17 protein-coding genes are annotated in these 20,409 nt (G+C 46.1%); 9 read left to right on the top strand and 8 right to left on the bottom strand.

The genetic code is table 11. The features are described 5' to 3' along the window. Positions 1-210: 210 nt before the first annotated feature. From ACF8OV_RS02830 to ACF8OV_RS02850, 5 genes are all read left to right on the top strand, one after another. Positions 211-591, top strand: a complete 381-nt coding sequence (locus ACF8OV_RS02830; protein WP_203503419.1) for a DUF3302 domain-containing protein — start codon at positions 211-213, stop codon at positions 589-591. Then, complete coding sequence (locus tag ACF8OV_RS02835) at positions 591-1,721, top strand: HlyD family secretion protein (protein ID WP_005478401.1); 1,131 nt, start codon at positions 591-593, stop codon at positions 1,719-1,721. Before ACF8OV_RS02830 ends, ACF8OV_RS02835 begins: the two co-directional genes overlap by 1 nt. Positions 1,722-2,058: 337 nt before the next feature. Next, positions 2,059-2,607, top strand: coding sequence for an ECF-type riboflavin transporter substrate-binding protein (locus ACF8OV_RS02840; RefSeq protein ID WP_005375133.1), 549 nt, complete (start codon positions 2,059-2,061; stop codon positions 2,605-2,607). Between the two features lie 6 nt (positions 2,608-2,613). After that, positions 2,614-4,353 carry an ABC transporter ATP-binding protein gene (locus tag ACF8OV_RS02845; RefSeq protein ID WP_203503421.1) on the top strand — a complete coding sequence of 580 codons (1,740 nt, stop codon included), beginning with the start codon at positions 2,614-2,616 and terminating at the stop codon, positions 4,351-4,353. Next, entirely contained in the window at positions 4,350-5,189 is an 840-nt protein-coding gene (locus tag ACF8OV_RS02850; RefSeq protein ID WP_005394899.1) for an energy-coupling factor transporter transmembrane protein EcfT, read from the top strand. The genes ACF8OV_RS02845 and ACF8OV_RS02850 overlap by 4 nt, the downstream gene beginning before the upstream one ends. A gap of 82 nt (positions 5,190-5,271) precedes the next feature. Here the strand turns inward: ACF8OV_RS02850 and ACF8OV_RS02855 are convergent, their stop codons facing one another. The 3 genes from ACF8OV_RS02855 to napG form a co-directional block, all read right to left on the bottom strand. After that, on the bottom strand, positions 5,272-6,453 hold the full coding sequence (locus tag ACF8OV_RS02855) for an MFS transporter (protein ID WP_005499771.1): 1,182 nt from the start codon (positions 6,451-6,453) through the stop codon (positions 5,272-5,274). A 203-nt stretch (positions 6,454-6,656) separates the two neighbouring features. Continuing rightward, positions 6,657-7,511, bottom strand: a complete 855-nt coding sequence (gene napH, locus ACF8OV_RS02860) for a quinol dehydrogenase ferredoxin subunit NapH (RefSeq protein WP_203503432.1) — start codon at positions 7,509-7,511, stop codon at positions 6,657-6,659. Then, positions 7,511-8,281: a ferredoxin-type protein NapG gene (gene napG / locus ACF8OV_RS02865; protein WP_005462912.1), complete on the bottom strand. Its 771-nt coding sequence runs from the start codon at positions 8,279-8,281 to the stop codon at positions 7,511-7,513. The genes napH and napG overlap by 1 nt, the downstream gene beginning before the upstream one ends. 395 nt (positions 8,282-8,676) lie before the next feature. Between napG and ACF8OV_RS02870 the strand changes: the two genes are divergently transcribed. Next, positions 8,677-9,177: a GNAT family N-acetyltransferase gene (locus tag ACF8OV_RS02870; RefSeq protein WP_131169673.1), complete on the top strand. Its 501-nt coding sequence runs from the start codon at positions 8,677-8,679 to the stop codon at positions 9,175-9,177. Between the two features lie 46 nt (positions 9,178-9,223). On the opposite strand, the gene ACF8OV_RS02875 is transcribed toward ACF8OV_RS02870, so the two are convergent. Both ACF8OV_RS02875 and ACF8OV_RS02880 read right to left on the bottom strand, forming a co-directional pair. Beyond that, positions 9,224-10,198 carry a phosphotransferase gene (locus ACF8OV_RS02875; protein ID WP_203503440.1) on the bottom strand — a complete coding sequence of 325 codons (975 nt, stop codon included), beginning with the start codon at positions 10,196-10,198 and terminating at the stop codon, positions 9,224-9,226. Between the two features lie 2 nt (positions 10,199-10,200). After that, the gene (locus ACF8OV_RS02880) at positions 10,201-10,476 is read right to left on the bottom strand and encodes a GNAT family N-acetyltransferase (protein ID WP_025622352.1); all 276 of its coding nucleotides are present in this window, start codon (positions 10,474-10,476) and stop codon (positions 10,201-10,203) included. Between the two features lie 150 nt (positions 10,477-10,626). Here ACF8OV_RS02880 and ACF8OV_RS02885 point away from each other — a divergent pair, with 150 nt between their 5' ends. Further along, the gene (locus ACF8OV_RS02885) at positions 10,627-11,361 is read left to right on the top strand and encodes a flagellar brake protein (protein WP_005478273.1); all 735 of its coding nucleotides are present in this window, start codon (positions 10,627-10,629) and stop codon (positions 11,359-11,361) included. Positions 11,362-11,484: 123 nt separating this feature from the next. On the opposite strand, the gene ACF8OV_RS02890 is transcribed toward ACF8OV_RS02885, so the two are convergent. Together ACF8OV_RS02890 and ACF8OV_RS02895 are read right to left on the bottom strand one after the other, a co-directional pair. Beyond that, on the bottom strand, positions 11,485-13,113 hold the full coding sequence (locus ACF8OV_RS02890) for a methyl-accepting chemotaxis protein (RefSeq protein WP_005478090.1): 1,629 nt from the start codon (positions 13,111-13,113) through the stop codon (positions 11,485-11,487). 234 nt (positions 13,114-13,347) lie between these two features. Further along, positions 13,348-15,708, bottom strand: a complete 2,361-nt coding sequence (locus ACF8OV_RS02895) for a Lon protease family protein (RefSeq protein ID WP_005462897.1) — start codon at positions 15,706-15,708, stop codon at positions 13,348-13,350. Between the two features lie 187 nt (positions 15,709-15,895). On the opposite strand from ACF8OV_RS02895, the gene ACF8OV_RS02900 reads away from it, so the two are divergent. Together ACF8OV_RS02900 and ACF8OV_RS02905 are read left to right on the top strand one after the other, a co-directional pair. Continuing rightward, the gene (locus ACF8OV_RS02900) at positions 15,896-16,393 is read left to right on the top strand and encodes a hypothetical protein (protein WP_005499782.1); all 498 of its coding nucleotides are present in this window, start codon (positions 15,896-15,898) and stop codon (positions 16,391-16,393) included. 89 nt (positions 16,394-16,482) lie between these two features. Further along, positions 16,483-18,114, top strand: coding sequence for an ABC transporter ATP-binding protein (locus tag ACF8OV_RS02905; RefSeq protein WP_203503443.1), 1,632 nt, complete (start codon positions 16,483-16,485; stop codon positions 18,112-18,114). 236 nt (positions 18,115-18,350) lie between these two features. Here ACF8OV_RS02905 and ACF8OV_RS02910 read toward each other — a convergent pair whose 3' ends face one another. Further along, positions 18,351-20,384, bottom strand: a complete 2,034-nt coding sequence (locus tag ACF8OV_RS02910) for a prolyl oligopeptidase family serine peptidase (protein ID WP_317676238.1) — start codon at positions 20,382-20,384, stop codon at positions 18,351-18,353. Between the last annotated feature and the right edge of the window lie 25 nt (positions 20,385-20,409).

Consider the following 20,409-nt stretch of genomic DNA (forward strand, 5'->3'; position numbering starts at 1 on the left):
CTTTTTATCAGCCCTACCCGAATCTATTCACTTTTTGTTTAAATCTGTACTCAATCTCGCCAAACTTGCCTACAACTATCAGTACGTACTGATATCGCATAAACATAATTCGCACATAAAAAGCGCTTGATTCATCTATAGTTAAGACAAATACTTAAACCGTTAATTTACGTAAGTTTTTCCAATTCGCAACAAGCACAGGTAAGTAAGATGTTTCTAGACTATTTTGCACTTGGGTTACTCATCTTCGTTGCTTTAGTTATCTTCTACGGAATCATTGTTATCCATGACATCCCGTATGAAATTGCTAAAGAGCGTGAACACCCGCACCAAGACGCAATTCACTACGCAGGTTGGGTCAGCCTGTTCACACTGCACGCACTTTGGCCATTCCTTTGGATATGGGCAACATTGTGGCGCAAAGAGCGTGGTTGGGGTTTCAAACAACTTGAGCAAGAAACACACGACATTCATCACCGTCTTGAAGAACTCATCGACGAAGTCAACGATCTCAAAAACGAAGTATCGATGTTGAAACAAAAAAAGATTCAGCAAAAGCCTTTGACTGAACAAAGTAAAGAGGACGAATAATGGATTTATTGCTGATTCTGACTTACGCAGCTCTTTGTATCGCCATTTTTAAAATCTTCAATATTCCTCTAAACAAATGGACGGTCCCGACAGCTGTACTTGGTGGCGTAGTGTTGGTGGGCACACTTGTGCTGCTTATGAACTACAACCACCCATTTACTCAGTTAGGTAACCAAGTGTTCCCAACTACGCCTATCGTCTCTGGTGTACGTGGCCGCGTTGTGGAAGTACCAGTTCAAGCGAACCAACCGCTCAAAACCGGCGATATTCTTTTCAAAATCGACCCTGTGCCTTTTGAGGCGGAGGTCGCTCGCCTTGAAGCGAAAGTAAAAGAAGCAAGCCAAGGCGCGTTGGGTTTAGAGTCTGATCTAAGAGAAGCAGAAGCTGCGGTTTTAAAAGCACAAGCTGATAGAGATAAAGCGCAAAGAGAGTTTAGCCGATATCAAAGAGGCTTTGATCGCGGCGCGTTTACTGAACAAGATTTAGATACTCGACGCCAAGCGTATAAAGCGGCAGAAGCCATGCTAGACGTTGCGATTTTGCAACAAGAACAAGCGCAAATCGCTCTGGACTCTGAAATTGGTGGTGAAAACACTCAAGTCGCGCAACTTCTTGCAGAGCTGCGTAAAGCAGAGTTTAACCTAGAACAAACTATCGTTCGTGCGCCAACCGATGGTTACGTTACGCAATTGGCTTTGCGTCCTGGTGTGATGGCTGTGCCGTTACCGCTTGCTCCTGCAATGACCTTCGTGCATACCGAAGACATTACGTACACCGCTGCGTTCAGACAAAACTCGCTACAACGTTTGAAGCCGGGCTTTGAAGCTGAATTTATGTTCCGCGCAATTCCGGGCAAAGTGTTCCGTGGCGAAGTCATTGACGTGATTCCGGCCATTGGTGAAAGTCAAATTCAAGCCAGAGGTGCTCTACTAGGTACCGATGCCTTGCGCACGAGCGGACGTGTATTTGCGAAGCTAAAAATCACGGACGATTTGAGCGAATACCACCTGCCAATGGGTACTGCGGTTGAAGTCGCAGTTTACTCAGACAGCTTTACTCACGTATCAGTAATGCGCAAAGTGCTTATTCGCATGAAGAGCTGGCAGAACTATTTGTACCTAGACCATTAATGAACTGCTAGCTCATTCATTTATCGATGAAAATAGCATCATAAAGTGTAATCGGGGGCTGACAATCAGCCTCCGATTTCACTCTAGCCATCCAGACAGATAGCATTCCCACTTTTATCAATATTCTGTATAATGCGCGCCTTATTTTTAATGCTTGCTAAAAAACAAAGCCAGTCAAAGGGATACGTGAATCAAATCACACATTTCCTGAAGAAAAATAGAGCAAACAATAAGCAGCTTGGTTGTTTTGGATATATGTTACACAATCAAATAACCAATGCTTTCCAACAATATAAATGAACGTTCTTTAAAATCGACAATTGAACTGAGGTTATCTATGAATCTTTCTGCTAAAACCGTTGTGGTTATTGCAATTGGTGCTGCTCTTTACGGCATCGGTGGCTTACCTATGTTTGGCATCCCTGTGTTTGCGAACACAACGCTAAAACCAGCAATGGCAGTATTAGCATTGTTCTCAGTACTATTTGGCCCACTTGTTGGCTTTTTGGTTGGTTTTATTGGCCACTGGGTCACCGACCTATTTGCAGGTTGGGGCGTATGGCTCACTTGGGTACTTGGTTCAGGTATTGTTGGTTTGATTATCGGTCTATTCCCTTCTCTAACGCGCTACCGTTTGGAGAAAGGTGATTTCAATATGAAAGACTTCGCGTTATTCGTGGTACTTGCACTATTAGGCAACGTATTTGGTTACGGTTGCTCTGCATTCCTCGACACGATTTTGTACGCAGAACCGTTCACTAAAGTGTTTACCCAGCTTTCTATTATCGCGATCGGTAACACCATTCTTATTGCTATTGTTGGCTTCTTCATTCTTAAGTCTGTCGCTAAACGTAACAAGCAAAGCCGTAACTTAACAGAGGCTTAATGTCGAATGACAATCGAATTTTCTAACTTCTCTTTTAGATATGAGTCGCTGGACAAACCGACGCTAAAAAATATCAATCTAAGGATAGAGAAAGGAGAGAAAATCGTCATTATTGGTCCAAGTGGTAGTGGTAAATCTACCCTTGGGCAATGTCTTAACGGACTGATCCCACACGCAATTAAAGGGGAAACCAGTGGAACATTGACCATCAATGGTCAAGACACCTCCCCTTTCGACATGCACCAATACACAGAGCAAGTTGGCACCGTACTGCAAGATACGGACAGCCAATTTGTCGGCTTGAGCATTGGCGAAGACATCGCATTTGCGCTGGAAAACCAGCTAACTTCTAACATCGACATGTACCCATTGGTCAAAGCCACGGCCAAAATGGTCGACTTGGAACAGATGTTAGATCGCTCTCCCCACGATTTATCTGGCGGGCAGAAACAGCGTGTTTCTTTGGCAGGCATTCTCGTCGATGACGTCGATATCCTTTTGTTTGATGAACCACTAGCTGCGCTTGACCCTAAAACGGGTAAAAAAACCATCGAGATCATCGATGATCTACACCGCGAAACGGGCAAAAGCATCGTAATCATTGAGCATCGTCTTGAGGACGTTCTGCATCGCTCAGTTGACCGTATTATCTTGATGGAAAGCGGCGAAATCATTGCCGATACGACGCCAGATGAAATTTTAGCGTCGCCTCTGCTAGAAGATTACGGCATCCGCGAACCGCTTTATATTTCGGCTCTGAAAGAAGCAGGCTGCGCGATTGAGGGCGATGCAAAACCTTCTAGCTTAACTACCTTACCGTTGGAGCAATATAAACCAGCAGTACAAGCATGGTTTGATGGTTCAACAGCACAACCACCTAAAACGCTAGCCGAGACTTTGCTCGAAGTCCGTGGCCTCACCTATTCTTACGACGGTGAGAAAAACGCGCTAGAAGACGTGAGTTTTGACATCAAGCGTGGCGAGTTTGTCTCTGTACTTGGCAAAAATGGCTCGGGTAAATCGACCATCACCAAACTGATTATGGGCGTTATTGAAGCGGATAGCGGCTCAATGAGCATGAATGGTCAAGATCTAAACGAACTGACCATCTTCGAGCGCAGCCAGAAAGTGGGCGTGGTGATGCAAAACCCAAATCACATGATTTCCCATCACATGATTTTCGACGAGGTGGCCTTCGGCCTCCGTAATCGTGGCATTAAAGAGAAACAAATCGAAGCTAAAGTACTTGAAGTCCTTGAGCTGTGCGGTTTGAGCAAATACCGTCACTGGCCAATCGAAGCATTGAGCTACGGCCAGAAAAAGCGCGTAACCATTGCGTCAATTTTGGTCTTGGAACCAGAGCTTCTGATCCTTGATGAACCGACGGCAGGTCAGGACTACCGGAACTACACATCTATGCTGAGTTTCATCGAAAAGCTCAATCGCGAGTTGGGCGTAACCGTGATGGTCATCTCTCATGACATGCATTTAGTGCTGGAATACACTACGCGCTCTATCGTGATTGCAGACAGTAAATTAGTCGCGGATGCACCAATGACGCAGGTATTCAGCAGTCCAGAGTTACTAGACCAAGCGAACCTCACCACAACAAGTCTGTTTGAGTTGGCTACGAAAGTTGGCATCGAAGACACCAATGGCTTTATGCAGCATTTTATCAATGTAGAAAAAGCGCACCGCCAACAAAAAAGCAGCGAAGTAAACCAACCAGAGAAAGCAGTGGCATGAAAGACAATAAGATGAAGTTTGGTATCAACTACATCGATACCCAATCGCCACTTCATAAGTTGAATGGCATTACTAAGTTCTTACTTTTCATTGCTTGGGTGACGGTGGTGTTGACCACATTTGACTTGCGAATCATCGCGCTGTTGATCGTGCTTGGTTTAGGCTTATTGAAAATGACCAAAGTGCCATTTCATGTCTACAAACCGCTTTTACTGGGTACAGGCACGGTATTGCTGATCAATGCCCTGTTTATGTTCGCGTTAGCGCCGCAACAAGGTACTGAGTTCATGGGCTCATCAACGGTTTTACTCTCGTTACCCGGTAATTACTCGCTCACTCAAGAGACGTTGTTTTACTTAGTAACAGTGACATTGAAATACTTCAGCATGTTCCCAATCGCGTTGGTGTTTGTATTTACCACTCACCCGACGGAGTTTTCAGCCAGCTTGAACCGCTTAGGTGTGCCTTACAAAATCGCCTATGCCGTGAGCTTAACGCTGCGCTACTTGCCGGAAGTGAAAAAGGACTTTGTTAACATCATGCACGCGCAACAAGCACGCGGAGTAGAACTGAGTAAGAAGGCTCCGTTGTTCACTCGTATGAAGAACGTGGCGAAGATTCTTGGCCCTCTGATTTTCTCTAGTTTGGACAGAGCCGACCAAATCTCCAACGCGATGACGCTACGTGGGTTTGGTCGTCACTCATCTCGCACTTGGTACAGCCTCAAACCACTGACCAAAGCCGATATGATCTGCATGGCGGGGATTGCGGTGATAGTGATTGCTGCGATCAGCAAGCGTGTTATGGACACACAACTGTTCTGGTATCCGTTTTAACGCGAGATAATCATAAAAATGGGATGCCGATGCATCCCATTTTTCTATCCAGATTATGGCTTAGTCTTTTGAGTAGTGAGCACTAACTCCACCTCAACAATCGCGTTTCGTTCCCCTCTTCCGGCTTCGCTGGAATATTGAGTGACAACAACAAGCTAACGGCGGCCATACCCGCTCCGATGTAGAAAACGCTAGAAGGCGACACCAACCAAATCATCCCGAATGTAACGGGAATTACCACCGCTGCGATGTGGTTGATGGTAAACGCAACGCCAGCGGTCGACGCCATATCGGCCGGATCAGCAATCTTCTGGAAGTACGTTTTAATCGCCAAGGCAAGCGCAAAGAACAAGTGGTCGACAACATACAGCGCTGCAGCCCATTCCGCCGTTTGCACCAGACCATATCCCACAAAGACGAAAATCAAACCGACGTATTCAAACGTTAATGCCTTACGCTCACCGACAACACCGATAAAACGGCCAATGCGCTTGGCAAATAAAAAGTTAAACAGGTAGTTGATCAAAAACAGTAAGGTAATGTCTGCGGCAGAGTAGCCAAACTTCTCTACCATCAGGAAGCCCGCAAATACAGTGAAAATCTGTCGACGCGCACCACTCATAAAAGTGAGCGCGTAATACAACCAGTAGCGTTTACGCAGTACGAGTTTCTTATTTTGTGGCACTGCTGTTTTGAACTGAGGAAACGCCAGTGCCATCACGATGATCAACACAAAGCCAACGCCACCCGCCAGCAAATACACGGTTTTGAAATCAAATTTAAGCTGCTCTAGCAAAATCCAAATCGCGCCGTAGGTAAACAGCGAAGCCAGCGCGCCGACCGAGATAAACTTGCCTAGCATTTCTGGCGCTTCTTCTTTCGATAGCCATTGCAAAGACAGGGACTGCTTCAATGTTTCAAAGTAGTGAAAACCAGTGGACATCAACAAGGTCGTAAAAAGTAAACCGTACAAAGTGGGAAAGTAACCTGTTAATGCTGTACCAAGCGTTAGCATCGCTAAAGACACCAACATGAATCGTTGTTCGCGGATAAACAACAACACAAACACGGCGGTAAAGGCTAAAAAGCCCGGTATCTCACGCACGCTTTGTAATAAGCCAATGTCCGCCCCATCAAAGTTCGCTTTTTCAATAACAAAGTTATTCAGCAACGCCATCCAGGTAGAAAAGGCAATGGGCACAATAATCGAGATCAACAGAAGGAAATTTTGCGGCGTTCTCCAGCCGTGAGAAGAGGTATTCATGATGCATCCTTTAGATATGAAGTCATCATCATAGCTTTAAATGTAACAAATTCGCAATATCATTATTATTTATGGTCACATACGCACTGTTGCGATTCTAAGTGCACTGAGGATATGACCAATACAGAAAACATCGCGCCCAATGATGAAAGTGAGCGCGATGTGTAAAAGGCAAGAAAAAGGTTGATGAGTGACTTATCGACTTAGTCGATGTTTTTCACATTAAGGCGATTTTTGAATTCAAACACATGTTCTGGACAAACATCCAAGCAACGGCCACAGCTTATGCAGTTTTTATCCATAACTCGACGATCTCCCTCTTTCAAAGGCTGCCGAAGTACTTCTGGTTCTGGGCAAACGTAAAAGCAATCCATGCATTTCGTGCAATCCTCGCGGCGAACAGCGGTAACGCGCAACAGGCTTTTTCGGCCTATCACGCCATAGGTAGCACCCAGTGGACATAAGTGCCCACACCACCCATGCTCAACTAAGAGTAAATCCAGTACGAACACCAGTGCGATCAGCACCCAACCTGCGCCCATACCAAACACCAATCCGCGATGCAGTGCCGCCACTGGATCTAACCATGTCCAAAGAATCGCGCCAGACAGCGCACTGCCCAACATCAAAACAGGGATCAGCCAATAGCGAATAGCCGGAGACCAACGATAGCTCGCTTTAATGTTGAACTTTCGGCGCAGCCACGCCGCTAAGTCCGTCACGATGTTCAACGGGCATACCCAAGCACAAAATGCGCGCGGTGCTAAAATCGCGTAGAACACCACGACAATCACTACGCCTAACAACACATTAAACTCCGGGATATGCCCTGTCGCCAAAGCTTGAAGCACTATTAACGGGTCACTTAAAGGGACCGTATCGAGCAACATACTCGATGAGAGGTTACCGGTTAGAACCCCTAATGTCGGCCCAGCCATAAACAGCGCAATGATGGTGAGCTGACATAGCCGACGTAAAACCAGAAACCGATGCGCGCGCCACCAACCAAGCTTTTCAATCGCCTCTTTGCCAGCATTTTGAGCTAAGTTCTTTGCCATTACTTACCTCCTTTTAGCGATTCAAGCGCACCTTCCGGTACAGGCGTCTCACTGGGGAGGATATTTTCGAGTGGTTTGTCGATCTCTTTCCAACCAAAATTGTAATGGCTGCCCACTTTGCCTTTCGCCAGATCCGTCGGGACGACTTTAATAGCAGCGACATCCAACACGCACGCTTGTTCGCACTTACCGCACCCAGTACACACTTCGGAGTTCACTGTAGGGATAAGTTTGGCGTGATAGCCAGTTCGGTCGTTATGAACCATCTCTAATGTGATGGCTTCATCAATCAGCGGGCAAACGCGATAGCAAACGTCGCATCGTAGCCCTTGCCAGTTAAGGCAAGTTTCATGGTCAATAAGAACCGCTGTACCCATTCGAGCATCATCAATATCGGTTAACGTCGGATCCAGCGCCCCACTCGGGCAAGCCACCACACAAGGAATGTCTTCGCACATTTCGCAGGGAATATCGCGCGCAGTAAAGTAAGGAGAACCAGTGGCTACAGGAGAAAGTAATGTCGCGAGTTTCAATGTGTCGTAAGGGCATGCTTGAACGCACAAGCCACATCGAATACAGGCTGATTCGAAATCGCCTTCTGGCAAAGCACCGGGTGGGCGAATAGGCACACCTTTGGTTTCTCGAGCTTGGCTTTGCAGCGATTGTAAGCCCAACACACACGCCGCTGCGCCAACGCCTGCCGCAGTTCGGACAGTATCACGCAAAAATCGGCGCCGACTTTGCGATGTTTTAGACTGAGAGGATTTCATGCTATTTCCTCAACGAAACTCCTTTATCAAGTTAAGCATAAATAGCGCTAAACGTACCTCTTCCCCATACCTCATAAGAGGTAACTCCACCCTCAATTGATTCAGGTCAACTGATGTACAGTGCCGCCGTCACAGTTTGAATAATTCCATTTATTTCCTCCAACATGAAATTCACCACGATACTCTGCCGTGCACGCCATTTTCAGTACAATAATTCAACACCTTTGCAATCTATTCGCTAAATTCGAAGATAAATGACTACTAAAATTTAGAAAAACATCCCTATAACAACCTAATTTAAAAGGTGTTTATCTCTCAAACATCAAAAAATACTATCCAAAATAAAGAACTGTGGTTAGATTGAAAATTAATACTAAAAAGCGAAGGAGAGAAGCATGGAAATTATCGTACGTCCAACGACCGTTGAAGACGCAGCGGCACTCGTAGAAATCTATTCACAACCAAAAGCACAACGTGAAACCCTGCAACTCCCAAAACCTTCGCTCGCAATGTGGGTAGAACGATTGTCAAATATGCCCGCTGGCGTTTACAGCTACGTCGCTGAAATCGACGGTAAAGTAGTGGGTAACATTGGCTTTCATCACTCGCAGCGCCCAAGAACGGCGCACACGGCCGCGTTTGGTATTGGCGTTCACGACCAGTTTCACGGCCTAGGCGTGGGAAGTAAGTTGATTGAAACCATCATCGAGTTGGCGGATAACTGGTTGAATGTAAGACGCATTCAGTTAGAAGTGAATGCCGACAACGAGGCCGCGATTGGCCTGTACAAAAAGCATGGTTTTGAAATTGAAGGAGAGGCTATTGATGCCTCATTCCGAGATGGTGAGTTCATCAATACCTATTACATGGCACGTATCAGACCAAGTACAAAATAAAGAAAAGCCTCCTACTAGTTGGAGGCTTTTCTTTTTAAACTTCGACTCACCTTCGTAAGTAAGCCAACGCTCTGTGAGTCAATGCTTCTGTGTAGGGATTGATCTTCCAGTGGTCAGGACTCCAACCTTTCACAAAGCGCTGAAAGTCAGCCCATGCAACCGCAAACAAAGGACGCCATTCACGCTCGACTTCATCGGGGTCGAGATTCGGCTGATAAACCATTAACGCCTGTTGCAACTGAGCGAAATACGTATCCAAGACCCAAACTTCCAGCTCTGCACAACGCTCTGGCTTGACGGCGCTACTCATAAACAGTGCCACATCTTTCATCGCACAGCCATGTCCGACGTATTGAAAGTCGACCGCAGCAACGCTCAATTCATCTTGCGCAAAACAGAAGTTCGCCAATTTGGCATCACCGTGTACAAGCGTCTTGAACTTGGCTTGCGAAAGCGTTTGATCAATCAATTGAGCGGCATTTTTTAGCTCACTGTCTTGCAATGCCTCAAGCTCATCGGGTCTGGTTGCCAAGTGCCAATACGTGCCGGTATGCCACAGCTTATCCGAGCAAACACCGATGTAGCGCGCATGAAAATTCGCCAACCAAGTAAGGCAGGCTCGTAGATGTTCTAGCTTTGCATCGGTGATGATTTTTGGAAACCCCGCCTCGGCGAGATCTTCCATCACAATGAGCCATTCATTCTCCGACTGGAACGTTTTTAAGCCTTGTGGTACCCGACAGTACGAGTCCATGACTCCGGAAAAATGCGCGTACCAACTGACTTCAACCTGATAAGAGTGCAGCTTTCTTTGGTGAGAACGGTCTGTATTCCAGCCTCTAGGGTGTTCAGAAGGTTTAGGCAATTTGACGTGTTTTACAATGACAGAGCGTTTAGCGAATATCAGCCGAACCAATTCTCCGTAACCGCCCCAAAGTGACTGGATTACTTCACTCGACAGCAATGCACCGAGATCAAGATCCTGGCTGATATTTTGATACAAAAGGTGGTGGTCATTCATACTCAAGCAAGAAGATGCAACCAAGCTTGGTTACGGTTGATGTAATGCGCCACATACGGGCAAACCGGTTCTATTTTATAACCCAGAGCTTCAATTTCTGGGAGTACCGCTTCCATCATTACTTTGCCATAACCTTTGCCTCGCAGCTCTTCTGGTACGACCGTCGATGTTATGTGCATCACATCATTTTTCAACTCGTAGACCACTTTTGCTTTGAAGTCTTGCTCTAAATCAACCCAAAAGAGGCCACTTTCAGTGTCGTGAATCACTTTATGCATATCTTCTTCTCTAATTTTGTTACGGATTTATTGAATCAAACTATATCACTGAATAAAATCATTACCACGCAAAGACACCCAGTCGTTTAGTGCTAAATTTCATAGCAGTCACCTCTTCTCAAATCAGGTACGACAATAAGAATGAGAAATATGATAACCAGTGCCAGAGACGGCAATCTACCTCTGCAGAGTAAGAGAGCACCAGAACGTCAGGCCACCACATTAAACAGCACCGATGCAATGGCGATGGTCGAGCACGGTAGTGAAGTCACTCTTAATGTGACCACGCCTGTTGGAACGAAGTTCATCACCACCAGTACGTTTGTCGGCTGCCACTCTAACAATACGGCATTGATCGAAGTTCCGAATATTTCCGATGAAGATTTGAAATTCTATTTTCAAGAAGGCTTTTGGATAAACGTAAAAGCGTATTCTCATCGTGGCGAAGGCGCAGTCATCCCTTTTAGGGCTCAGCTTCAACATCGCTTGGGCGACCCTTATCCCATTTTAGTGCTTAGCCTTCCCAATACAATGCAGGTATTCCAACTTCGTAAAGAAGTGCGTTATGAGGTGAATTTGAAAGCGCGAGTCCGCTTGGATGAATATCGAAGTGAGTGTGAGATCAGAGACCTGTCTCGCAGCGGCTGTCGTTTTGTGACATCGCCAATGAGCCGACCTTTACAAGTTGGCGACCGTATCACTCTAGACCTCACCATGCCGAGTGATGGTCGCATGTTAGCGCCACTGAATGGTCGTATTTGCAACCTTCAAAAATCGACTCACTATGCCCGCTACGGAATGGAGTTTGATGAGGTAGGCAAAACTAACGCCAAGAGTCTGCTGAGCCATCTCAAATTCGACGGCACCAAGCTGAAGTTGAAATAAATTCGAACGGCCTAGAGCCATGAAGTTGCTAGAGCACGTATTCGTTCTTGAAAAACGAGCATTAAAAAGGCACCCGAGGGTGCCTTTTTGCTGAGACCATATTTAAAAACGTAAAGCAAAAGCTTACAGCTTAAAGAAGCTCAACTGTTCTTTTTGCTTTTCAGCCAGTAGTGATAGCTCGCTACTTGCGCTTGCGCTTTGGCTGATGCCCGCTACATTTTGGTTCACAAGTTCAGACATGTTAACCACGTTGCGGTTGATGTCTTGAGTGACTTGAGATTGCTCTTCCGCAGCTGTCGCTACTTGCGTGTTTGAATCGTTGATGTTCGCAACAGATTCCGTAATACCGATCAACGCATCGTTCGCTTGCTGAGTCAGCTCGTTGTTACGAGTTAACATTTCTAGGCTAACCTGCATGCTGTCGTTAGCAAGGCCAGATTGCGCTTGTAGCTCTTCAATGATTGTTGAGATTTCTTGCGTTGAATCTTGAGTACGTGCCGCTAGCATACGAACTTCATCCGCTACTACAGCAAAACCACGACCAGATTCACCAGCACGTGCAGCTTCAATCGCTGCGTTCAACGCCAACAAGTTCGTTTGTTCAGATACACCGCGAATCACTTCGATAACATCGTTGATCTGTACTGATTGCTCTTTTAGACGCAGTACAACTTGCGCGGCATCGTTCAATGCCTGAGACATTTGCGCGCTTGCGTCTGCACTTTCTTGGAAGATAGCCAAACCAGATTGCGCTAGACCGTCCGCTTCGCGTGCTGTCGCATCAGCAGAGGTCGCATTGTCACTTACGTTGTTTGCCGTGCTTGCTAGCTCATTTACCGCAGAAGCAACTTGCTCGATTTCTGCCAATTCTTGTTGTGCGTTCGCTTCTGCTTGCGTCATTACTGCAGCAAGTTCTGTTGATGCAGACGCCACTTCTTCACTGATTCGAGTTAACTGATCAACGATGCTGTAAAGTTGAGACGCGGTTTGGTTAACGTCTTTGCTTAGCTGAGCAATCTCGTTGTCGCCTTCGACATCCGCGCGAACAGAAAGGTTACCAGCCGCCAGTTCACGCATCACACGTTGCAGCTTTTGGATTGGTGTAACAATCATTCCAGATAGGAACCAAGCACCAATTAGAGAGAACACAAATACCGCAAGAACCGTCAGCATCGCATTAGTTTGAACACGCTCGTTTTGTGCGTTACTTTTTGCCGTTGATTCAACCGCTTGATCGTTCACGTGTTTAGACAAAGTGTTGATGCCTTGCACCATTTCGTTACCAACACGGCGGTACTCAGAAATAAATGCACGGTATTCGTTGTCTGATTTAAGACCTTGATCGTATTGGTTGAAAAACGCTACAGAGCGCTGTGAGTACTGCACATACGCTTCAATCGCTTTACGCACTTCAATCGCATCTTCACGAAACAGGTTGCGCGCTTCGATTGCACTTAGATCCGCTTCAACTTGTTTCAAGCCTGCTTTTAGCTCATTTAGGAACGTTTCACGACGAGAAGCATCGTAAATTGCGTAAACCGCGCTGATGCGCAATGGGTAAATTTGATCGTCGATACGCGCCAAAGTGTCTTTATGGAAAACCAAAGACTCTTGGTTAGAAGCAATAACGTCTTGCTCCGCTTGAAGATTGTTTTTAGTAATCCACAGAGCAATAAACAAAACAATAGCGGTAAATAATACCGGAACCAAAATTTGGGTTCGTACTGACAAGTTTTTCAGTGATAGCTGCATGACTGGACCTCAGTTATATGCGTGATGCCTACTTGCTTCCATGCGACGGGATTGTTCCCGGACGAATAAACAAGTGGCGAATATTAGAGGTCGATCACACTTTTGTCTAGTACAAAAAGTCCCCATTTTCAATCTGTTATTGACAATATCCCGACACTAGTGTCGGGATATTGTCGTTATTACAAGTTGTGATTAATTGTGATGATATTTATTCACATCCAGAGCGAATATCGCTTACTTTCTCAGCGAATTGAGCTTCGCTTGAGCAAGGCCAAAAATCGTATCAATCGGGTAAGAACCTTCATCTGTCGGCTCACCTGCCACCTTGCCGGTGAACAATTCAATGGCTTCAGTCACGTGGTCAATTGCCCAAATATGGAACTCCCCTTTTTCTACCGCTTTCACGATGTCAGCTCGTAGCATCAAGTTATGAACATTCGAACGAGGAATGATCACGCCCTGTCCGGAGTGACGACCTTTGATCACACACACATCATAGAAACCTTCGATTTTTTCGTTTACGCCACCAATCGGCTGCGCTTCACCAAATTGGTTCATTGACCCCGTGATCGCGATATCTTGTCGATTTGGTTGTTTAGAAAAAGCCGAAACGACCGCGCAAAACTCCGCCATGCTCGCGCTGTCTCCGTCGACTCCGCCGTATGATTGCTCAAAGGTAATCGTCGTCGTGAGTGGCACTCGCGCGGTTTTGCCGAATACGGAAGACAGATAAGCCGATAGGATCATCACACCTTTTGAGTGGATACTGCCGCCAAGATCGACGCTGCGTTCAATATCGATAACGTCGCCATCGCCGTAGCATGTCGTGGCAGTGATACGGTTAGGCGCACCAAACATATAATCGCTGGTACTCAACACCGACAACGCGTTCACTTGCCCTATCGCCGAACCCTCAGTGAGAATCAACGTAGTGCCGTTTAAGAACGTCTCCATCACGCTGTCTCGCAAACGGCTGACGCGCATCTCCTGATTTTTCATCGCCTCTTCGACGTGGCCAATGCGGATCATGTTTGAGTTTGCTTGGCGAGCCACGTAGTTTGACTCTCGAAGCAAGTTGGCGATATTAGCCGAATGTAGAGATAGCTTGGATTGGTCGCCAGACAAACGTGAGCTGTATTCGATGATTCGAGCAATGGCTTTACGATCGCAATGCAGCATATTGTTGTCATGCACCACGCTAGAGATAAAGCGCGCGTAATGCAGCTCAGACTCCGGCGTACGTTTCATTTCGTCTTCGAAATCTGCCGTCACACGGAACAACTCGCTGAACTCTGGATCGTAATGTTGGAGTAATTGGTAAGTTCGGTAATCACCAAACAAGATGATTTTGATATCAAGCGGAATCGGTTCAGGATCTAATGAAACCGCCCCCGTCAACGTCACCTCTTTTTCTAATGACGTAAAGCTTAGTTGGCGAGAGCGCAGCGCACGTTTTAAGCCATCCCAGACATACGGCTGCTCCAACACTTTTTGCGCGTCCATTAACAGAACGCCGCCGTTGGCTTTGTGCAAACTACCTGCACGGATCAGTGAGAAGTCGGTAAAGACTGTTCCTTTGAATGTCGCAGTTTCAATCGAGCCAAACAGTGAGTGGTAATTTGGGTTCTCTTCCACCACGATTGGGAAATCGCTGTTGTTACGACTCACTAACACGTTCACTTTGTAGCGACGAGGCAACTTTTTATCTAAAGACGCAGCAGCAATCTCACCTTGTTCACCACTTTGGTCGAGGAAAATATCCGCGTTTTCAACGATATCTTTTTGCAGCTCCGTCAAATAGGTTTTGATTTCGGAGTATTCCGAATAATCCACTTTGAGCTTTTTAATGAAGTGAGTAATCACGTCGAGCGTAACTTCATCATTCAACTTTTTGATTTTGTCGCTGTAGGTATCCTCCCACTCGGTCAGTTCACGCACCATGGAACGTAAACTCACCTCTAACGCGTCAATGCTGTCACTGAACTGTTCTTGCTCTTTTTTGCTCAAGGCATCAAAAGATTCTTCTGTGTGCAACTCATCGCCATTCATGGCGACAAATTGATAATCGCCTTGCGATGTGATCGTCAGGCTGATGCCGTGCTCTTTTGCTTCACGACTAATGCGGTCCAATTCATTTTGCTGTTTGTTTGCCAACTGGTTTTTCAAACGATCAGCACGGCTAAAGTACATTTCGTTATCAAAAGCTAATGGCAGCGCGTTAAGCAATTTCCCCATTAAGGCTTCAATATCAACACGCAGTTTGTTACCGATTCCACAAGGGAGCTTTAACACTTTAGGCGTGCGTGTATCTTCAAAATTCGCGACGTAACACCAGTCAAATAACGCATCGGCGTCATGCTGGTGACGATTCAAATAGCGTAGAATCATCGTGCGCTTACCTAGCCCGTTCTGACCGATGGCGTAAATGTTGTACCCTTTTTCCTTAATTGACATCGCAAACTCGACCGCTTTTTGCGCACGCTCTTGTCCCACGATTTCGTCAATAGGAGGCAGTTCCTTGGTCGACTTACATGGCATATTCTCTAGATCCGCTACAGAATACAGCTGTTGAGGTTCCAATCTTAGTATTGCCATATCCGCTTCCTTTTTCTTATTGTCGTAACTTGAGTGTAGAGATTATTTGTTTAATTTTAAGTGATTTAGCTTACACCATGGTTTAATCGCACACTTTATGACCATAAAAATGAAAACAATACGCACTTGCAATTGATAATCAATTTCATTTAATATCTTCAGCAAATCAACTTTTGTGGAGATGGACATGAATATTGAGCAATGCTGGATGCGCTATTTGAAAGCGGAGCAATTGATGGAGCAAGGCCATTGGCCAGAAGCTCATCGCTTATACGAAGATGTGCTCAATCACTTGCCTAGCCATATCCATAAGGCGCTAGAGAATGACCTTACCAAGCCTTGCCAATTTGTGTGTCTGGTCAGCGGATTACGCGATGCGAGCGTGGCGCAATCGGAGATCCTCAACAAACTGGGATTACAGCGCGACGCATTTTCGGCTCTCAACCAAACTTATGCGTTGTTCCAATTTTTGCAGCTTGAAAGCCATGAGCTGATTGAGCGTGTTGGCCACCTACTCGGTCAGCAAAGTGAGGACTTACTTGCACACATGGCCGCATTTTGCTCTGCGCAGCGCAATGCTCAATGGATGATAGAGCTGGACCATGTCACTCGCGCCCATGAACAGTTTTTGCATTTACAGGCGATGAGCTCAGCAGAAGCTGTGGCTTCCCACCTCTACAACTAATGAGTACCAGAGCAATGGAAAGCAGCAGGATTTAAGCGCCATCACCATTGCTCTAGGTTTATTTGCTATATCAAACACAAGGATACGTGATGTCTTCTCAAACCATTCTTTCGGTGAACAACTTGTCTGTCAGCTTTACGACAAACGATGGGATCGTCGATGCAGTAAAGAATGTTAGCTTCGAGCTACAAGCGGGTGAAACGCTGTCTATCGTCGGCGAATCTGGTTCCGGCAAATCAGTTTCCACCAACGCTTTAATGAAGCTGCTACCAGACAACGCCATTGTCCATCCAGACTCGTCGATCATGTTTGAAGGCGAATCCATTCTGGACAAAACTGAGCGACAAATGCAGCGCATTCGCGGCGATCGCATCGGGATGATATTCCAAGAGCCGATGACTTCACTGAATCCGTACATGCGGGTCGGTATTCAAGTGGCGGAAGCCATGATGTGTCATCGCTCCGTCAATCAGCGCAAAGCCAAAGAACGTGTGCTTGAACTGTTTGATTTGGTTCATTTGCCAAACCCGCAACAAGCCTATGATAAGTATCCACATGAGTTTTCTGGTGGTCAGTTACAACGCATCATGATTGCCATGGCACTGATCAACGAACCAGACATCTTAATTGCCGATGAGCCGACAACCGCGCTTGACGTTACCGTTCAGGCGGAAGTGCTACTGCTGATTAAAGAGATTCAAGAAAAAATGGGGATGGCTATTTTATTTATCACCCATGACCTAGGCGTGGTGAAACACTTTGCCGATCGTGTGTTGGTGATGTGCAAAGGTGAGGTCATTGAAGAAGGCATCACTAAGCACTTGTTTTCTGAACCTCAGCATGAATACACCAAAATGCTGATTAACTCTATTCCGAAAGGAAGCAAAACCCCCGTTGATGAGAAAGCGTCGGAATTGCTCAACGCTGAAGACATTCGTGTGAAGTTTTTGGTGAAGCCTCACTTTATCGCAAGCAAAAACGAGTACTTCGAAGCGGTAAAAGGCATTTCGTTACAACTGAAACAGGGCGAAACACTAGGCATTGTTGGTGAATCCGGTTCGGGTAAATCCACGTTAGGGCGCGCGTTGATCGGTTTGCTACCGTCTACCGGAAAAATTGAGTTTAAAGGTCAAAACATGGCCTCACTCAGTGATAAAGAGCGGTTCGATCTGAAAAAAGACGTACAAATGGTGTTCCAAGATCCATACGGTTCGCTTTCACCACGTATGACCATCGGGGAAATCATCACTGAAGGGTTAACCGTCCACCGGCCATATTTAAACAAGAAAGAACGCATGCAAAAAGCGCGTGATGTTCTGCGCGAAGTACGTTTGGATCCCGCATCTATAAACCGCTATCCGCACGAATTTTCCGGTGGGCAACGTCAACGTATTGCGATTGCACGAGCCTTGATTTTGGAACCGTCGTTTATCTTGCTTGATGAGCCGACCTCGGCCTTAGATCGCTCAGTGCAACTCACTGTCATCGATCTTCTCAAAGACTTGCAGAAAAAACACAATATCGGTTATTTGTTCATAAGCCATGATTTATCAGTGGTTAAGGCGCTTTCTGATCGCGTATTAGTGATGCAAAAAGGAGAAGTGATGGAGCAAGGAAGCGCACAAGAGATTTTCCATCACCCAAAAAGTGAGTACACTAGAAAACTGATTGATGCCTCATTTGATCTTGAAAACAATGAAAATCAAAATGATGCTGCTTAGATTCATCACAGTTTCATATTAATGAACTAGGATTAAGTAAAGATGATTATTTCATCTTTACTTGAGAATGGCGTAGCTGCCTTTCGGTTTGGCCGCCGAGACTGGTTGGTTCATCGAGTCAGACTTAGTCAACCTGACTCAACAATACTGAAAAACAGTATTACTTGAGTTCCCCCAACCATGAAAAATGCCGCGATTCTGTCGCGGCATTTTTTATTCTCTAAAGCTCAAAATCGTTAAATCGACTCGATACCCATGTTGTATAGCGTAAATGCGTACACATCGGTCGTGAGATCGATTTGCTTGCTGAGCGGCATACCGGCACCATGACCGGCATTCACATCAATACGAATCAACACCGGATTTTCGCCTTGCTGTTTGTCTTGCAGTTCAGCAATAAACTTATACGAGTGAGCAGGCACAACTCGGTCGTCATGATCAGCGGTTGTCACCAAGGTAGCAGGGTATTGCACGCCTTCTTTTACATTGTGAACAGGTGAATACCCAAGTAAGTATCGGAACATCGCTTCACTTTGTTCTGACGTGCCGTAGTCGTACTTCCAGCCTTCACCAGACGTAAATGTGTGGTAACGCAGCATATCAAGCACACCAACCGCAGGCAGCGCAACTTTGAATAGTTCAGGACGTTGCGTCATACACGCTCCAACTAACAAACCTCCGTTAGAGCCACCACGAATCGCTAGGCGCTCCGAGCTGGTGTAGTCGTTTTCAATTAGGTATTCCGCCGCCGCAATAAAGTCATCAAACACGTTTTGCTTTTGCTGCTGAGTGCCCGCATTGTGCCAAGCTTTACCATATTCACCGCCGCCTCGCATGTTGGCGACAGCGTAAATGCCACCCAATTCTAGCCAGTTGGCCACATTGCCAGAAAACATCGGAGTGAGGCTGATGTTAAAACCGCCATAACCATACAGCATGGTTGGCGCACTGCCATCAAGCAAGATGCCCTTCTTGTATGAGATGATCATTGGAACTTGCGTGCCATCTTTTGAGGTGTAGAACACCTGTTTTGACTCATACTCATTGCGATCGAACGGCGCTTTTGATTCTTGATAAAGCGTCGATGCACCAGATTCGACATCAAATGAGAAGATCGTCGGTGGTGTCACGTAGTTAGTAAAGGTGTAATACAGCGTGGTTTCTTCTTTTTTACCCGCTAGACCATAAGCCGTGCCCTCTCCCGGCAGTTCTACATCTCGAATCCACTCTCCTTGGTAGGTAAACTGCTGCACTTTAGAAAGCACATCCACCATATAAGTCGCAAACAGATAACCGCCACCTTTGCTGATTTCTAGCGGCTGTTCTTGTTCAGCAATCACGTCAGCCCATTGTTCTGTCTGAGTGTTGTAGCTGACAACTTTGCCGTTCGGCGCATCTAGGTTGGTGTAAAGCAGCAAGGTTTCGTCTTGGCTATCAATCAAGTAGGTGTCGCCTTGCGTCGTATCGCGCAGTGTCACAATCACTTGGGAGTCAGACTGTAAGTCGATATAAAACAGACGATTACCCGATGTGGATTCTGCGCCAGAAATAATGAGGAAGCGATCATCTGTCGTCGTCGTACCAGACACATAGCGATGAATCTGAGCGTCCAGCCCACCAAAAATCACTTTGTCTTCAGATTGAGGGGTACCAAATTCATGATAATAAAGCTTGTGATGCTCAGTTCGAGCAGACAACTCACTGCCTTGCGGCTTGTCGTAACTTGAGTAATAGAAGCCTTTGCTGCCCAGCCAAGAAATCGACGTAAACTTCGCATCAACGATCTCTGGCTCTAGCTGTTCTTTAGTTTCCGTATCAATGACAAAGATCTTACGCCAGTCACTACCTCCTTCCGAGATGGAATATGCCACCAAACGATAGTCTTTCGAGAAGCTGACTTCGCCAAGAGAGGTCGTGCCCTCTTCGGAGAAAGTATTTGGGTCAAGGAAGACCTCGGTTTCTCCCTCGCCTTTACGGCGATACAATACGCTTTGGTTTTGCAAACCGTCGTTTTTGTAGAAGTAGGTGTAGTCACCACGTACAAATGGCTGGGAATATTTTTCGTAGTTTTGGCTGTTCGCGACTAAGTCACGGATCTGTTGGCGGTACGGGATCTGACCAAGAAAATCAAAGGTCACTGAGTTTTGACCCGAAACCCATTGTGCGGTTTCTTCACTGCGATCATCTTCTAACCAGCGATAAGGGTCGGCAATGTCGTGACCAAAATAAGTGTCCACGACAGAATCTTTACGTGTTTTTGGGTAATGCATAACGTCCGTGTTACTCCGTTTGAAG

Source organism: Vibrio sp. GLN_1, assembly GCF_043106015.1.
In the GTDB taxonomy this organism is placed as follows: Bacteria; Pseudomonadota; Gammaproteobacteria; order Enterobacterales; family Vibrionaceae; genus Vibrio; species Vibrio parahaemolyticus.

What these genes read in the sequence shown, in the direction of transcription:
- ACF8OV_RS02845 (WP_203503421.1), top strand. Translation starts at nt 2,614, where the DNA reads ATGACAATCGAATTTTCTAACTTCTCTTTTAGATATGAGTCGCTGGAC.
- napG (WP_005462912.1), bottom strand. Translation starts at nt 8,281, where the DNA reads ATGAAATCCTCTCAGTCTAAAACATCGCAAAGTCGGCGCCGATTTTTG.
- ACF8OV_RS02840 (WP_005375133.1), top strand. Translation starts at nt 2,059, where the DNA reads ATGAATCTTTCTGCTAAAACCGTTGTGGTTATTGCAATTGGTGCTGCT.
- ACF8OV_RS02855 (WP_005499771.1), bottom strand. Translation starts at nt 6,453, where the DNA reads ATGAATACCTCTTCTCACGGCTGGAGAACGCCGCAAAATTTCCTTCTG.
- ACF8OV_RS02870 (WP_131169673.1), top strand. Translation starts at nt 8,677, where the DNA reads ATGGAAATTATCGTACGTCCAACGACCGTTGAAGACGCAGCGGCACTC.
- ACF8OV_RS02910 (WP_317676238.1), bottom strand. Translation starts at nt 20,384, where the DNA reads ATGCATTACCCAAAAACACGTAAAGATTCTGTCGTGGACACTTATTTT.
- ACF8OV_RS02900 (WP_005499782.1), top strand. Translation starts at nt 15,896, where the DNA reads ATGAATATTGAGCAATGCTGGATGCGCTATTTGAAAGCGGAGCAATTG.
- ACF8OV_RS02880 (WP_025622352.1), bottom strand. Translation starts at nt 10,476, where the DNA reads ATGCATAAAGTGATTCACGACACTGAAAGTGGCCTCTTTTGGGTTGAT.
- ACF8OV_RS02835 (WP_005478401.1), top strand. Translation starts at nt 591, where the DNA reads ATGGATTTATTGCTGATTCTGACTTACGCAGCTCTTTGTATCGCCATT.
- ACF8OV_RS02890 (WP_005478090.1), bottom strand. Translation starts at nt 13,113, where the DNA reads ATGCAGCTATCACTGAAAAACTTGTCAGTACGAACCCAAATTTTGGTT.
- ACF8OV_RS02850 (WP_005394899.1), top strand. Translation starts at nt 4,350, where the DNA reads ATGAAAGACAATAAGATGAAGTTTGGTATCAACTACATCGATACCCAA.
- ACF8OV_RS02830 (WP_203503419.1), top strand. Translation starts at nt 211, where the DNA reads ATGTTTCTAGACTATTTTGCACTTGGGTTACTCATCTTCGTTGCTTTA.
- ACF8OV_RS02875 (WP_203503440.1), bottom strand. Translation starts at nt 10,198, where the DNA reads ATGAATGACCACCACCTTTTGTATCAAAATATCAGCCAGGATCTTGAT.
- ACF8OV_RS02905 (WP_203503443.1), top strand. Translation starts at nt 16,483, where the DNA reads ATGTCTTCTCAAACCATTCTTTCGGTGAACAACTTGTCTGTCAGCTTT.
- napH (WP_203503432.1), bottom strand. Translation starts at nt 7,511, where the DNA reads ATGGCAAAGAACTTAGCTCAAAATGCTGGCAAAGAGGCGATTGAAAAG.
- ACF8OV_RS02895 (WP_005462897.1), bottom strand. Translation starts at nt 15,708, where the DNA reads ATGGCAATACTAAGATTGGAACCTCAACAGCTGTATTCTGTAGCGGAT.
- ACF8OV_RS02885 (WP_005478273.1), top strand. Translation starts at nt 10,627, where the DNA reads ATGATAACCAGTGCCAGAGACGGCAATCTACCTCTGCAGAGTAAGAGA.